This is a genomic window from Arthrobacter sp. Helios, from assembly GCF_023167125.1.
GTDB classification, from domain to species: domain Bacteria; phylum Actinomycetota; class Actinomycetes; order Actinomycetales; family Micrococcaceae; genus Arthrobacter_B; species Arthrobacter_B luteolus.
This window is the reverse complement of record NZ_CP095402.1, coordinates 2,862,390-2,875,818: the sequence shown is the minus strand read 5'-3', so window position 1 is coordinate 2,875,818 and position 13,429 is coordinate 2,862,390. Positions and strand designations below refer to the sequence as shown.

Below are 13,429 nucleotides of genomic sequence, written 5' to 3'. Positions count from 1 at the left end.
CGCTCCGGTTTGGGGCGAAATCATCCGGTTTGGGACTTCGCTGCCGCCGCAGACCGGAGCGAATGACACAAACCGGAGCGAATGACACAAACCGGAGCGTGGCCGCGGCTCAGCCTATTGTGCTGGCGGCAGGTTCGGTCCAAGATGGTTCGCATGCGAAATATTGACGCAGTCCCAGCGGTCGTCCCAGCAGTTCGGTCGGAGCGGGTGCGCATTGGGGTGCGGGCGGGGACCATCAGCGGGACACTGCGCACGCCCGGCCCGGACAACTCCGGCCCAGACAACTCCGGCCCAACACAGCCTGGCCGAGCCCAGCCCGGCCCGGACAACTCCGGCCCAGGCAAGCCCGGCCCGCGGCTGCCCCGCGCGGCAGTCACCATCCATCCGGCCACGGCTGTTCCGGAGCGGCTGTACAGCGGTTTTGCCGAGTATCTGGCGGCAGCCGGGTTCGCTGTCCTGTCCTACGATTACCGGGGCACCGGAGCCTCCGGCACCGCCAGGGATAACCGCAGGCTCCGCATGCGCGACTGGATGGACGACGACGTCCCGGCCGCTGCGGCGTGGATGCGGGAACGTTTCACGGACGTGCCGCACGTCGCCGTCGGGCACAGCTTGGGCGGGCATGCCCTGGCCTTGAACAACGGGACCGAGGGGCTCCGCGGCTTTATGACCGTCGCATCCCATGCCGGGGTGACGGCGATGATCCCGAACCGGGCAGAACGCGCCCGGGTGGAACTCATCCTGCGGGTCCTGGGCCCGGGCGCGGCCCGCATGCTGGGGTATGTGCCCGGCCGGAAGCTAGGGCTGGGGGAGGACATGCCGGCCGCCGCCATGCTCGAATGGAGCAAATGGTCCCGGACTCCGGGTTACTTCTTTGATGATCCGACCATGCATGCCAGGGAGCGGACGGCGCGCGTGCGTACCAATGTCCTGTGCGTCGGTTTGGACGACGATCCGTGGGCGACCCCGGAGCAAATCGGAGTGATTGCCCGCCAGCTGGTGAACGCCCGGGTGCAGACCCGGACCTACGCCCCGTCAGATGCCGGCGTCACTGCAATCGGGCACATGGGATATTTCCGGCGGGGGCCCGGTGCGTCGCTCTGGCCGGATGCCGCCGCGTGGCTCGCGGCCACGGCAGGGGTTGCCGGAAAGACGGCAGGGGTTGCCGGAAAGTGAGACCGAACCAGGAAAAACCTCCCCGCTTGGTGTTCCTCCTCCTTGAAACAGAGCGCCGCCTGGGCCGCTGGATCAGCCGTCGGGGGAGCACCCGGGGGATCAGCGCCGCAGCAGCCGGAGTCCTTTTCCATGTGGCAGCCCATCCGGCCGCGGCCACCGGGGAGGTGGCTGAAGCCCTGCACGGCTCGGCTGCCGGGACCAGCGGACTTTTGGCCCGGATGGAGAAGGCCGGACTCATCACCCGCGTCTCCGATCAGGAGGACCGGCGTACTATCCGGATTTCTCTTGCACCTGGGGGTGCGGCGGCGATGGAGGACGTCCGGACAGCCGTCACCGACCTCAATACCCTGGTGACGGATGGGTTCAGCGCCCAGGAACTGGAGACAGTGGCCCGCTGGCTGGCGCACGTCTCCAAGTCGGTGGGCTGATTAGATGCTGCAGGTGCCGGTGAACGGATCGCAGAGCGACTGGCCGCCGTTCGGAACAGCGTAGACACCGTCCCCGCCTTCGATCAGCCGGAGCACCCCCATCTCCTCCAGGTCAGTGAGCACCCTCAGGGTCTGCACACCGCCGAGATCGAACTCCTCCGCAATTTCCTGCGGCTGGACGCGCCCGTGGCGCCGGACGAAGTCGATCACGTTCTGGTTGAGCGTCAGCATGTGCACCTTCCTGTCCTGTCCCGCGGCCGGGATCGCCGGCCGCGGCCTACATGTATTCAACGGCAGGGTGCCCGCCAGCATTCCCGCCTGGCAAGCGCGGCAACCGGTGCCAGGAAGCCCTGCCGAGTCCCCGGACAGCCGGGGTTTAGACTGTCCAGATGCAGACCCTGTCCACGGAACGTCTCCGTCTGCGTCCCTGGGCTTCCGGGGATGCGGACTTCGTGTATGACATGTATTCCCGCTGGGAGGTGCAGCGTTATCTCGGGAAGGTGCCGCGGGTTCTGCCGGACCTGGCCGAGGCCCTGGCCATGGTGGAACGGTGGAAAAACCTCGACGATCCCGTGCATGGCATCTGGGCGGTTGAGCGGACGGCCGGTGAGCATCAGACAGACAGCCAGCTGGTCGGCACCCTTCTGCTCAAATCCATCCCTGCCTCCGGCGAGCTGCCGCTGCTGCCCTCCGGCGACACCGAGATTGGCTGGCACCTCCATCCGGATTTCTGGGGCCACGGCTATGCCACGGAGGCCGCGGCCGCTGTCCTGAAGATGGCACTGGCTTCCGGGATGGAGCGGGTTGTGGCCGTGACGAATCCGGAAAACACCGCTTCCCAGCAGGTCTGCCGGCGGATCGGTTTGGACCACGCCGGACAGACCGACTGGTACTACAACACCATCTGCGAACTATTCGTCAGCCCGGCCGGTTAGGCCACGGCGGCAGGCAGCGTCAGTTTCCCATCCCGCATCCGGGCCACCGAATCCATCAGCGGCAGGAATTCGACGTCGTGGGTCACCAGCACGGTGGCCAGGTTGAACTCCAGCGTGACCTGCCGCAGCAGTTTCATGATCGAGGCGGAGCGCTCATGATCCAGAGCCGCGGTGGGCTCATCCACCAGCAGCAGGGACGGGTGCCCCATCAGGGCCCTGGCAATGTTCACGCGCTGCCGCTGGCCGCCGGAAAGCTGGTGCGGACGCTTTCCCAGCTGACCTGACAGCCCGACGACGTCGAGCAGTTCCGCGGCCCGTTCCTCTGCCGGCCGGGTGTGTTCCCCACGGAGGTGCGCCACTGCCACCAGCTGTTCCTGCGCGGTCAGCGCCGGAAGGAGGTTCGGCTGCTGGAAGACGATGCCAATCTCTTCCCGACGCAGCCTGGACCGCTCGGCGTCCGCCAGGCCGGCGACGTCGGACCCGTTGACCAGCACCGTTCCTGAGGTGGCTTCGATCAGCGTTGCGGCCACGGCCAGCAGACTGGACTTGCCGGAGCCGGAGGGACCGGCCAGGCCGGTGACCGTGCCGCGCTCCGCTGTCAGGCTGACGTCGTCCAGGGCCTTAATCGTGTTGTCCTGGCCGTCGGGGTATTCCAGGGTGACGTTCTTGAGGAGCAGGGGAGTGGTTTGGGTGTTCATGGTGATCCTGTCAGTCGCTTGAATCGTGTGGGGTGTGGCCTGGGACTGCCGGGCTAGTTCCCGCCCAGGGCGAGCAGCGGGTCCACCCGGGTTACACGGCGCACGGCAATGGCCGCACCCGCAAGCCCGAGGAGGAAGACACCGGCCACCGGCAGTACCGTCGTAGCGGCAGTCGCGGCGAAGGGCGCCACCTGGGCGGCCAGTGCGCCGGCTCCGGCACCCAGCAGCCCGCCGGCTACGGTCCCGCCGGCCAGAATGAAGGCGGCCTGCACCAGTGCGTCGCGCAGGACGTAGGACTTGGTCCCGCCCAGGGCACGCAGCACGGCAATGTCACGGGTCCGCTGCAGCGTCCAGACAGTCAGGAACGCCACGATCACCAGCGCAGAGATGCCGTACAGGAAGGCCTGCATCATCAGCAGGGATCCGTTCTCCGAGGAGTAGGCCGGCAGTGCCGACAGGCTCGAGGAGCGGGTCAGGCTGGTGGTTCCTGCGGCCGCGTTAGCAGCGTCAAGCGCGTCGCTGTCCCGGCTTCCGCCGTCGTAGTTCACGGTCAGGACAGTGCCGGCAACATCGGGCTCGACGTGGGCGAAGTCCTTCCAATCCTCAATCGCGGTCCAGGCCACCGGAGTGTGGCTGTACCACTGGTCTTCGATAACCCCCGCGACGGTCAGGGACTGACCGTTGACGGTGGCCGTGGTTCCGGGCTCCAGGCTGAGGTCATCGGCGAGCTGCTGGCTCACCACGATCTTTCCGGCAGCGACGCCCTCCGGCGCCAGGCCGCCGCCCGGGTTCGCACCGAACAGCGCCGCGGAAGCTGTTCCGCCGGACTGGATCCGGCCCTGGGCGATACCCAGTGCTTCAGCACCGCTCACGCCGGGAGCCTGCTGCCATTCCTGCAGCTGCTCGGGACTGACCTGGGATTCAGTGAAGGACGCCTTGGGCTCGGTGCCGGCGGGGGCGCCGAACACCACCTCATCGGCGTGCAGCTCCTTGATGCTGGACGTGGACTGGTCGGCCAGGCCGGCGGTGAGGCCGGACAGCATAACCAGCAGGAAGCTGATGAGGGCGACGACCGTGCCCATCAGGGCGAAGCGGCCTTTCGCAAAGCGGATCTCTCGCAGGGCCAGATACATGGGTATTTCCTTCGTTGTTCCGTTGTTCTTCGTCGGGGGTGCAACTTGGCTATTCCCTCCTTATCCACTCTCCTGTCCGCCGGGCGCTCCGGCATCGGCTGGGCGGGCGGTTCCACGGAACCGTTTGGTTGAAGCACCGGTCAACCAAACGGTTGATGCGGCGCCTGTGCAGGATGGCTAGGCTGGCGGATATGTCCGCCGAGTCCGGCCGGTCGCAGGCCGGCGAACGCATCCTGCAGGTCCTGCGCCTTGCCCTCCATGTGGGATTCGCGCTGCTGCTCGGCGTTGCGGTGGTGCGGCTGCTGCTGATGGCGCCCGTGTCCTGGACCACCTACGCGGCGCTGTTCCTGTCAGCGGTCCTCGCCGCCGTCTACATCACCGGCACCGTCGCGGAGAAACGGGCCTCCGAAGGCACCCGGAGATCAGGCAGGTTCGATCCCGAACGGCACGGTCTGGCCTGGCTGGCCGTAGTCACCGGGTTGTGGGGCGTGCTGATGGTGCTGAGCCCGGACTTCTCCTGGCTGGCCTTCCCCCTGTTCTTCCTGGAGCTGCGGCTATTGTCCGTCCGGTCCGCCGTCCTCGCCGTGAGTGCAACGACGGCGGCGGTGGTCGCCGCCCAGTGGGCGCACGCCGGCACTTTCCACGCGGCCATGCTGCTGGGGCCGGCGATCGGCGCCGGATTCGCCGTCATCATGGGCATGGCCTATCAGGCCCTCTATACCGAAGTGACCAACCAGCGCCGGGCACTGGACGAACTGCACCGCACGCGGACGGAACTGGCGCGCAGCCAGCGGGAGCAGGGCGTCCTGGCCGAACGGGAACGGCTGGCGCGGGAAATCCACGACACCCTGGCCCAGGGGCTGGCCAGCATTGTGCTGGTCAGCCGGTCCGCGCAGGATTCCCTGGGCGCCGGGGAACTGGACTCCGTGCGGGAGCGGCTGCGGACGGTTGAATCCACTGCCGCGGAAAACCTTGCGGAAGCCCGGCGTTTTGTCCGGGACCTGCGGACTCCGCAGAACGACGCCGGGTCACTTCCGGACCGCCTGCTGCGCGCCTGCGCGGCGGTACAGGACCAGGCGGCCGCGCAGGGACAGGCGCTGGAATGCCGGTTCAGGCTGGAGGGAAACCCGGTGCAGCTGCCCGCCCCCTATGAGGTGGCGATCCTCCGGGCGGTGCAGTCAGCGCTGGCGAATGTCCTGCGGCATGCGGGGGCCTCCGCCGCGGTGGTTACCCTGGCCTTCGTGGGGCAGGACGTGACACTGGATATTTTCGACAACGGCCGCGGCTTTGATCCCGCAGGCCTTCCGGCGCGGGACCAGCCTCGGCCGGATGGAACTGGGTACGGACTGATCTCCATCCGGGACCGGGTCACTGCGCTCGGCGGGAGCATGGACCTGGAGTCGGCTCCCGGCGAAGGAACGGTCCTGGGCATCCGGCTCCCGCTGCACACCGGCACCGGGACCGGCAACGAAGCGGCCGGCGGCACCGGCACTGAATCGCCCGGCGGGGGCAACGAACCGGTGCGCACCGCGTTGCCGGACACAGGATCCACGGCAGGGGGACGGAACCATGAGTGAACTGCGGGTGCTGCTGGTCGATGACCATCCGGTGGTGCGGTCCGGGCTCCGGGCGATGCTCTCGGGTTTCGAGGGTGTGTCCGTTGCGGCGGAGGCTGGCGACGGAGATGAAGCTCTCCGGATGCTGGAGAAGGAGAAGGCCCTTGGCCAGCCCGTGGACCTGGTGCTGATGGACCTGCAGATGGGGCCGGGCATGGACGGGGTCACTGCGACCCGGCGGATCAAGGAAACGGATCCGGAGCTTCCCGTGCTGGTGCTGACCACCTATGACACCGACGCAGACATCCTCGCCGCAGTGGAAGCCGGGGCCAGCGGTTACATGCTCAAGGACGCGCCGCCGGAGCAGATCCGGAACGCCGTCCGATCGGCTGCCGCCGGACAGACCGCACTGGCCCCGGAGGTCGCCGCCCGCCTGATGGGCAGGCTGCGCAACCCCGAACCAACACTTAGCAGCCGCGAAATTGAGCTGCTGGAACTGCTGGCCACCGGGATGTCCAACCGGTCCATCTCCCGGACGATGTTCATCAGCGAAGCCACGGTCAAGACCCACCTGGTGCACATCTACGAAAAGCTGGGCGTGGATAACCGCACCGCGGCTATTTCGGTCGCCCGCGAACGGCGGATCATCCGCGGTTAGCCTGCCGGCCGGATTCCGCGGCCAGACTTTTTTCGCCTCATAGTCTTTGATTAGCAGCTCCGCTCTGGCGGGCCTCTTTCGTGGTGCATACCGTTCCTACTCATCCGGGGGTCACTGCCGGAAAGCTTTGGACCGCACCTACTGTTTGAGGGATTCCCTATGAGCTTCCACGTGTCTCATGCTGTACCCGTATGTTCGCCCCAGCACAGGAAGGGGCTGCGGGCAGCAACCCTGCTGGGAATCCTGGTTGCCCTGCTGCTGCTGGGACTCCCGCTGGCCGGCCCCGCCCACGCCGAGCTCGGGAGCGAGGCCCCGGTTGATGACCCGCAGTACTCCGCAAACACGGACATCGTGATCACATCCACGGGTGAAGGGCAGGCAGTGCAGGGAGCATTGCCTCCAGCCGGCCAGACCTGGCTGATCGACAGTTATCCCACCACCATTCCGCCGGGTTATGTGACTGACAACGTGTCCTTCGCGGGGATCATCAACACCACGGACATCCTCGGAACCAATACGGCGCAGATGTACTGCATAGACCTGCGGACAGAGACCCGGGTCGGCCTGGGATATGTGAACGGCACGTGGGATGAGGGCAACGTACCCAATATCGGCTACGTGAACCGTCTCCTGAACACGTACTACCCGCAGACCGACCTTCCCACGGGGCTGACGGATGACCAGAAGGCAGCAGCGGTCCAGACCGCCATCTGGTTCTTCACGGACGGCTATGTCATCAACCCGGCCGACCCGTTGGCCGCTGCCGTGACGGCGATCGTCAATGACACGATCGCGGCAGGGGCCCTGACCGAACCCGCTGTGCCGGATATCTCCATTACACCGGCGCTCGCTGAAGCGCCGATCGGCGGGGCGGCCGGTCCCTTTACAGCGACTGCCGAGGATGCCGCCGAGATCACTCTCACCGCGGATGCCGGGTACACGGTGTACTCGGACGCGGCGGGAACCGTACCCGTGGTCAATCCGGTTGCCAGCGGCAGCCAGTTCTGGGTGCGCAGTGATTCGGGCGGAACCGGTCCGGGAGGTGTTTCCGCACGCGCAGTGGTCACCGTGCAGACCGGCAACGTGTACCTGTACGACGGCGCCACCCCCGAAACGACCGCCGCCCAGAAACTCATCCTGGCGGCCACCCGGGAGCTGACCGCCAACGCGGACGCCACGGTGTCCTTCTACGCAGTGGGGGCATTGGCCGTCACGAAGTCGATCGGTGGACCGGCTGCCGGGAGCCAAGGCGACGTGCTGATCAATATCGACTGCGGCCCCGGGGTCCAGTTCGACTTCACTGTCCCCGCCGGGACCACCGGCAGTGTCACTGAGACATTTACCGGTATCCGTGCAGGGTCCACGTGCACCATCACCGAACCCGTGAACGGCGCCACGCAGAGCGTTCTGGTGACGGCCGGACTGCCTGAGCCCGTGGCCATTACAGCAGACGCCACCGCGGCAGCCGCGGTCACGGACAGCTATGACTTCGCACCGGGGACGCTGCTGGTCAGCAAGTCCATTACCGGGACAGCAGCCGGTGCGCAGGGGGAGATCCGGATCGCCGTCGTCTGCACCTCCGACGGCAACGCCGTTCTGGAGGAGACCATCCTGATTCCTGCCGGTGCTGCCGGCTCTGTGGTCACCGAATTCCCCGAGCTTCCGGCCGGTTCAAACTGCAGCATCACCGAAACAGCGGACGGTTCCACCGCCAGCATCCTGGCCTGGGTCACCGGAGGTGGAAGCGTGACCATCCCGGCGGGCGCAGCAGTGGAGACGGCCCTGACCAATACGTATGAGTTCACAAAGGTCAAGCGGACGCATTTCGACTACGGGGAACGGCAGCTGCCAAACACCGGAGTAGAAGGCGCCGGCGGTTTACTCCTCCTCGGCACCGGGCTGCTGCTTTCCGGCGGCCTCGGCGTAACCGCTGCCAACCTGCGTAAGGGAGCCAGAAAATGAGTGGAATTCAGAAGACTCCGCAGCATCGGGCCAGGCTGCGGCTGGTAAGAAGCCTGATTGCGCTCGCGCTGTCCCTGCTCCTCCTGCTGCCGCTTTCCGGTCCGGCCGGTGCGTTGCCGGATCTGGGCGTGCGCAATAATCCCGTGGGTGTCTCCGACGCCACGGACATCGTGATTACCTCGCTGGGCGCGGGGCAGGCCGTGAACGGCGCATTGCCTCCGCAGGGGTCCGCATGGCCGGTTACCTCATATCCAACGTCGATTCCCGCCGGCTACCAGACGGAGAACGTCGACTTTGCCGGAGTCATCAACACCCAGGACGTCAGCGGCACCACAACAGCCCAGATGTACTGCATTGACCTCCGGACCTCGACACGGGTTGGGATCGGATACGAGAACGGCACCTGGAACGAGGCGAACGTTCCCAATATTGGATACGTCGAACGGATCCTGAACACCTACTACCCCTCCACCAACCTTCCTGCCGGACTCAACAACAACCAGCGGGCGGCTGCGGTGCAGGCCGCCATCTGGTTCTTCACCGACGGCTATGTCGTCAACCCGGGCCACCCCCTTTATTCGACCGTTTCCGCCATTGTGAATGCGACCATTACCGCCGGCCCGCAACCGGAACCAGCTACACCGGATATCTCCATCACCCCGGCCACAGCGGAGGCCTCTGTGAACGGCGTGGCCGGTCCCTACACCGTCGAGTCAGAAGCCGGCACCGGGATTACCGTCAGCGTCGACGACGGCTTCACCCTCTTCGCCGACGCCGGTGGAACAGTCCCGCTGACCAACCCGGTGCCTTCCGGAACGCAGGTGTGGGTCCGCAGCAACAGCGGAGCAACCGGCCCAGCCAACATCCTGGCCCAGGCAGTCGTTTCAGTACCCACCGGCAACGTGTACCTCTATGACGGGGCCACGCCGGGAACCAGCACTGCCCAAAAGCTGATCCTCGCTGCTACCCGCAACTTGACGTCCAACGCCAACGCGGCAGCGTCCTTTTTCGAAGTCGGTTCCCTCACGGTTACCAAAACAATCGCCGGGGAAGCCGCCGGCAGCCAGGGGGCCGTGGAGATCAGCATCGACTGCGGCACCGGGTACCAGTTCACCTTCAACATCGACGCCGCGGCCACCGGGTCCCTGAGCGAAACTTTCAACGAGATCCCAGCCGGTTCCACCTGCACCATCACTGAACCGACGAACGGATCCAGCACCACCGTGGCGGTGACCACCGGCCTCCCGGACCCGGTCACCATAACCGCGGACACGACGGCGGCCGCCACCGTGACGGACACGTACACCTTTGTGCCCGGCACTTTGGTGGTCCGGAAGTCCATCGCGGGGGAAGCTGCGGGAGCGCAGGGCGAAATCGTGATCTCCGTAGTCTGCACCTCCGGGGGTGACACCGTGCTCAACGAGACCATCACCATCCCGGCCAATGCCACCGACGTGGAGCCCACCGAATACGGCAACCTGCCTGCCGGCGCCAGCTGCACGGTCACCGAACCCACTACAGGGGAGACGGCGTCCGTCGCGGTTGAAACCACAGGTACCGGCACGGTGACGGTGCCTGCCGCCGACAGCATCGAGGCGGCCGTCACCAACACCTACACGTTCAAACCCGGCGTCCTTGCCGTCCGCAAGCTCATCGATGGAGCAGCCGCCGGACAGCAGGGAGCGGTCACGCTCCAGGTCGTCTGCACCGCGGGCGGAACCACCGTCCTTAACGAGACGATCACCATCCCGGCCGGTGCCACGGAAACAGATCCGACGGAATATACGGGTCTTGCGGCAGGAGCCGGCTGCGCAGTCACCGAAACTGCCAACGGTGCCAGCACAGCCGTCGGCGTCGTCACCGTTTTAGTTCCAGCCACCGGCACGGTCACGATCCCGGCCGGTGACGGGGCGGAAGTGACGTTCACTGACACCTACACCCTGAACCCGGGATCCCTGGCGGTGAGCAAGGAAATCGCGGGGGCGGCGGCAGGTCAGCAGGGGGAAGTTGAAGTGGACATTCTCTGCCGGCTCGACGACGAGACTACGTTCAGCCAGGCCGTCACCATTCCTGCCGGGACCACGGAAACAACCACGCAGACGTTCTCCGGGATTCCGGCGGGAAGTGCCTGCGCCGTCACCGAATCCGCAACCGGCGAGACCAGCCAGGTCGCGGTGAGCGTCGATCTTCCTGACACAGTGACCATCCCGGCGGGTGGGAGCAGTACTGCCACCGTGACTGATACTTACACGGAGAAACCCGGAATAATCACGGTGACGAAGTCCTTCGCCGGACCGGCCGCAGGCAGCCAGGACGCGGTGGAAGTTGAAGTCACCTGCACGCTCGGCGGCGCCCCCGTGTTCCAGGAGACCTTCCAGGCTCCCGCGCAGGTCACCTCGGATGTGTTTGGCAGATACCTGAACGTTCCGGCAGGAGCAACCTGCTCGGTATCGGAGCTTGTGGACGGCAGCATCCCAGGCATTGTGGTCAGCACTGACCTTCCCGCACCCTTCACCGTACCGGCCGGCGGCGAGGCGGGGGCCACCGTAACCAACACCTACTCCTTCGACCGGGGAGCACTGGTGGTCACCAAGGAGATCGCCGGCGCCGCCGCGGGAGAGCAGGGTGAGGTAACCCTTGAGGTCCGTTGCACGCTGGAGGGGGAGCCGGTCCTGGAGAACTCCTTCACAGTCAGCGCGGGGACCACAGGTGAGGTCTCGGAAACGTACGGGGACCTGCCGCCGGGGACGGAATGCGCTGTCACGGAGACGGACTCCGGCGCCGTCACCGGTCTGGACGTGAGCACCAGCATTCCCGATCCGGCGGTCATTGCCGCCGCGCAAACGTCCGAACTGAGGGTGGTGAATACCTACACCTCGTCCGTGGGCCCCGGCCCCGGCCCCACTCCGAACCCTTACCATCCGGGTAAAAAGAGGTTGCCGTCCACGGGCCTTGAGGGCGCGGGGGAGTTCCTGGCCCTCGGTGCGGTCCTGCTTGCGGCCGGCGGGATAAGCGTGGCCGCAGCAAACCGGCGCAGGGGCAGCCGGAACTAGGCAGCAGACAGGAACCGGGAACCGGCGGTGCCGGTTCCCGGTTTTGCCTGGTGTGAGGGGCTGGCGGCGCTGCGGCCCTGCCCGATCCGGGCTGCCGGCTAGCGCGGAGCGTTTCCGCCCGGACCTTCCGGATCCTTGTCCTCGGCCCCGGGAACCGCTCCGAACCTGCGGTTCACCCCGGAACCCCGTCCCAGGGATTCCGGGTTGGGCTTGGCGGCGATGATCATGAGCAGGAACGTCAGCAGGCAGACAATGAAGGCGATGCAGCCGGCAGCCAGACCCAGCTCCCAGCGGAACTCGTTCGTGGCACCGCCCGTGGAGACCACCGCCGTCGTCACCGCCACAAATCCGGCGATGATGCCGGAGGCGATGACGGGGACATTGCCGTAGTTTGGCCCGGCTCCAGGGGTCCGCTGGGTTGCAGCCATGTTCGTCAGCTCCTGCACATCGTGCCGTGTCCGCCGTCTTGCCCTGATTCTTCCACCGCCGCCGGGCAGCAAGAAGGGCCGCAGGCTAAATTGCCTGCAGCCCTGTGGCGGGTCAGCGGGAAGTCCCCGAACCGGAAGCGGACTAGAAACGGAAGAGCGAGGCGATTTCCCGCAGCTCACCGTCCACGTACACCTCGGTGCGCTCGTCGTAGAAGGACACACGGTCCTTCAGCTGCGCCGAGTCCGGCAGCACGGTTTCGTAGGACCAGGCGAGATTCCTGCCCTCCGGCCGCCCGGTCACCGACCAGTAGGCCGCGGAGCCCTTATACGGGCAGACACTCTGGTGGGCAGAGGATTCCAGGAGGGACCAGTCCACGTCTTCGCGCGGATAATAGGTGCGCACCGGCACCATGGTCTCGTAAACGAACAGGGGATGCGTGGTTTCTGCCAGCACCATTCCGTCCAGCTGAACACGGGAACTCCGGGAGGACTCACGGGCATCTACCCGGTGGAACGGATCCCGGGGATGCCCCTTGATCTCCTGGTCCTCTTCCAGCCAGCGGTCAAAAGCAGCGAAATCCAGCAGGACACGCCCGCCGAGGTCCGGATCCTCCGGCCGGAAGGCAGCCCCCGGCAGAGACCTGCGGGAAGCCACTACGTCAAAGGCGCTGCCGTCCGCAGTGTGCACAGAGAAGGGAAAGTGCGGGTCCATAACGGGCGCGGGTGCCGGTCCATCGGCAGGGGCCGCTGGAACCAGTTCAGCGGCCAGGTCCTCTGCGGGGACCGCGAAGACCGGGGTGATCCGCCGCGGTTCATAGACCAGCATGGCGTCCGTGGTGTCGAGCACCGTATCGGTGCCCAGCTGTGCGCGGACCCGCCGGGGGGTGGGTTCAAATCTCATCTGTGGCATCAGCTGCCACCATGCCGGGCTTAACTGCAGTGCCATAACTCGATGGTCTACCTGCCCGCCGCCGCCGGCAAGGTCCCCCGGAAACCTTGCCGAACCGGCTGCGGCTGGTGTGGGTCCGGCCCTAGGCCGTGGCGGCCGATTCGGCCGCGGCGACGGTCGGAGCGGATTCGAAGTTCATCTCAACAGCGGTGACACCGCCTGCCACGAGGGCTGAAGCGACGGCGATTCCGGTGAGGAGGGCGGTCGTCCGGTTGGTGGTTCCGTGAGTGGACCGTGACTGGAACATGGTCCTCCTTTCTATGGCCGTGGGTTTTGGGGGTCTTGCAGCCGGCCCAGGTGGCCTGCCGCTATCCCTCCTTAAAAATGCTACGGACCGCAGGAGGGCCCTTGCATAACCCGGATCACAAATACGGGATTGTTCGCGGTGGTGTTGCACACGTGCCCGTGTGGCGTTCGCCAAATCGCTGCTCAGCATGCATGCTGTTACCAGCC

General features: G+C 66.3%; 13 protein-coding genes. 7 read left to right on the top strand and 6 right to left on the bottom strand.

Features of this window, described 5'->3' with window-relative positions; genetic code table 11:
* Positions 1-153 precede the first annotated feature (153 nt).
* A complete protein-coding gene (locus ArtHe_RS13010) occupies positions 154-1,176 on the top strand; it encodes an alpha/beta fold hydrolase (protein WP_248317340.1) in 1,023 nt (340 codons plus the stop codon).
* A 29-nt stretch (positions 1,177-1,205) separates the two neighbouring features.
* Positions 1,206-1,604: a MarR family transcriptional regulator gene (locus ArtHe_RS13005; RefSeq protein WP_248319796.1), complete on the top strand. Its 399-nt coding sequence runs from the start codon at positions 1,206-1,208 to the stop codon at positions 1,602-1,604.
* Here ArtHe_RS13005 and ArtHe_RS13000 read toward each other — a convergent pair whose 3' ends face one another.
* On the bottom strand, positions 1,605-1,835 hold the full coding sequence (locus ArtHe_RS13000; protein WP_066302714.1) for a hypothetical protein: 231 nt from the start codon (positions 1,833-1,835) through the stop codon (positions 1,605-1,607).
* Positions 1,836-1,993: 158 nt separating this feature from the next.
* On the opposite strand from ArtHe_RS13000, the gene ArtHe_RS12995 reads away from it, so the two are divergent.
* Positions 1,994-2,539: a GNAT family N-acetyltransferase gene (locus tag ArtHe_RS12995; protein ID WP_248317339.1), complete on the top strand. Its 546-nt coding sequence runs from the start codon at positions 1,994-1,996 to the stop codon at positions 2,537-2,539.
* Here the strand turns inward: ArtHe_RS12995 and ArtHe_RS12990 are convergent.
* Positions 2,536-3,237, bottom strand: a complete 702-nt coding sequence (locus ArtHe_RS12990) for an ABC transporter ATP-binding protein (RefSeq protein ID WP_248317338.1) — start codon at positions 3,235-3,237, stop codon at positions 2,536-2,538. The two genes, ArtHe_RS12995 and ArtHe_RS12990, sit on opposite strands and share 4 nt — an antisense overlap.
* A 53-nt stretch (positions 3,238-3,290) precedes the next feature.
* Positions 3,291-4,370: an ABC transporter permease gene (locus ArtHe_RS12985; protein WP_248317337.1), complete on the bottom strand. Its 1,080-nt coding sequence runs from the start codon at positions 4,368-4,370 to the stop codon at positions 3,291-3,293.
* A 191-nt stretch (positions 4,371-4,561) separates the two neighbouring features.
* Between ArtHe_RS12985 and ArtHe_RS12980 the strand changes: the two genes are divergently transcribed.
* The 4 genes from ArtHe_RS12980 to ArtHe_RS12965 all read left to right on the top strand — a co-directional run bounded on the left by ArtHe_RS12980 (position 4,562) and on the right by ArtHe_RS12965 (position 11,599).
* On the top strand, positions 4,562-5,947 hold the full coding sequence (locus ArtHe_RS12980; protein WP_248317336.1) for a sensor histidine kinase: 1,386 nt from the start codon (positions 4,562-4,564) through the stop codon (positions 5,945-5,947).
* The gene (locus ArtHe_RS12975; protein WP_248317335.1) at positions 5,940-6,584 is read left to right on the top strand and encodes a response regulator transcription factor; all 645 of its coding nucleotides are present in this window, start codon (positions 5,940-5,942) and stop codon (positions 6,582-6,584) included. The genes ArtHe_RS12980 and ArtHe_RS12975 overlap by 8 nt, the downstream gene beginning before the upstream one ends.
* Before the next feature lie 159 nt (positions 6,585-6,743).
* The gene (locus ArtHe_RS12970) at positions 6,744-8,546 is read left to right on the top strand and encodes a thioester domain-containing protein (RefSeq protein WP_248317334.1); all 1,803 of its coding nucleotides are present in this window, start codon (positions 6,744-6,746) and stop codon (positions 8,544-8,546) included.
* A complete protein-coding gene (locus tag ArtHe_RS12965) occupies positions 8,543-11,599 on the top strand; it encodes a thioester domain-containing protein (protein ID WP_248317333.1) in 3,057 nt (1,018 codons plus the stop codon). Before ArtHe_RS12970 ends, ArtHe_RS12965 begins: the two co-directional genes overlap by 4 nt.
* Positions 11,600-11,697: 98 nt before the next feature.
* Here the strand turns inward: ArtHe_RS12965 and ArtHe_RS12960 are convergent, their stop codons facing one another.
* From ArtHe_RS12960 to ArtHe_RS12950, 3 genes are all read right to left on the bottom strand, one after another.
* Positions 11,698-12,027, bottom strand: coding sequence for a hypothetical protein (locus tag ArtHe_RS12960; RefSeq protein WP_151723871.1), 330 nt, complete (start codon positions 12,025-12,027; stop codon positions 11,698-11,700).
* A 142-nt stretch (positions 12,028-12,169) separates the two neighbouring features.
* On the bottom strand, positions 12,170-12,937 hold the full coding sequence (locus ArtHe_RS12955) for a DUF427 domain-containing protein (protein ID WP_248317332.1): 768 nt from the start codon (positions 12,935-12,937) through the stop codon (positions 12,170-12,172).
* A 121-nt stretch (positions 12,938-13,058) separates the two neighbouring features.
* Positions 13,059-13,223, bottom strand: coding sequence for a hypothetical protein (locus ArtHe_RS12950; RefSeq protein WP_157075272.1), 165 nt, complete (start codon positions 13,221-13,223; stop codon positions 13,059-13,061).
* Positions 13,224-13,429: the final 206 nt, after the last annotated feature.

Excerpts from the sequence above, each read along its gene's own strand:
- ArtHe_RS12965 (WP_248317333.1), top strand. The coding sequence starts at position 8,543 with ATGAGTGGAATTCAGAAGACTCCGCAGCATCGGGCCAGGCTGCGGCTG.
- ArtHe_RS12985 (WP_248317337.1), bottom strand. The coding sequence starts at position 4,370 with ATGTATCTGGCCCTGCGAGAGATCCGCTTTGCGAAAGGCCGCTTCGCC.
- ArtHe_RS13010 (WP_248317340.1), top strand. The coding sequence starts at position 154 with ATGCGAAATATTGACGCAGTCCCAGCGGTCGTCCCAGCAGTTCGGTCG.
- ArtHe_RS13000 (WP_066302714.1), bottom strand. The coding sequence starts at position 1,835 with ATGCTGACGCTCAACCAGAACGTGATCGACTTCGTCCGGCGCCACGGG.
- ArtHe_RS12950 (WP_157075272.1), bottom strand. The coding sequence starts at position 13,223 with ATGTTCCAGTCACGGTCCACTCACGGAACCACCAACCGGACGACCGCC.
- ArtHe_RS12955 (WP_248317332.1), bottom strand. The coding sequence starts at position 12,937 with ATGCCACAGATGAGATTTGAACCCACCCCCCGGCGGGTCCGCGCACAG.
- ArtHe_RS12990 (WP_248317338.1), bottom strand. The coding sequence starts at position 3,237 with ATGAACACCCAAACCACTCCCCTGCTCCTCAAGAACGTCACCCTGGAA.
- ArtHe_RS12970 (WP_248317334.1), top strand. The coding sequence starts at position 6,744 with ATGAGCTTCCACGTGTCTCATGCTGTACCCGTATGTTCGCCCCAGCAC.
- ArtHe_RS12980 (WP_248317336.1), top strand. The coding sequence starts at position 4,562 with ATGTCCGCCGAGTCCGGCCGGTCGCAGGCCGGCGAACGCATCCTGCAG.
- ArtHe_RS12975 (WP_248317335.1), top strand. The coding sequence starts at position 5,940 with ATGAGTGAACTGCGGGTGCTGCTGGTCGATGACCATCCGGTGGTGCGG.
- ArtHe_RS12995 (WP_248317339.1), top strand. The coding sequence starts at position 1,994 with ATGCAGACCCTGTCCACGGAACGTCTCCGTCTGCGTCCCTGGGCTTCC.
- ArtHe_RS12960 (WP_151723871.1), bottom strand. The coding sequence starts at position 12,027 with ATGGCTGCAACCCAGCGGACCCCTGGAGCCGGGCCAAACTACGGCAAT.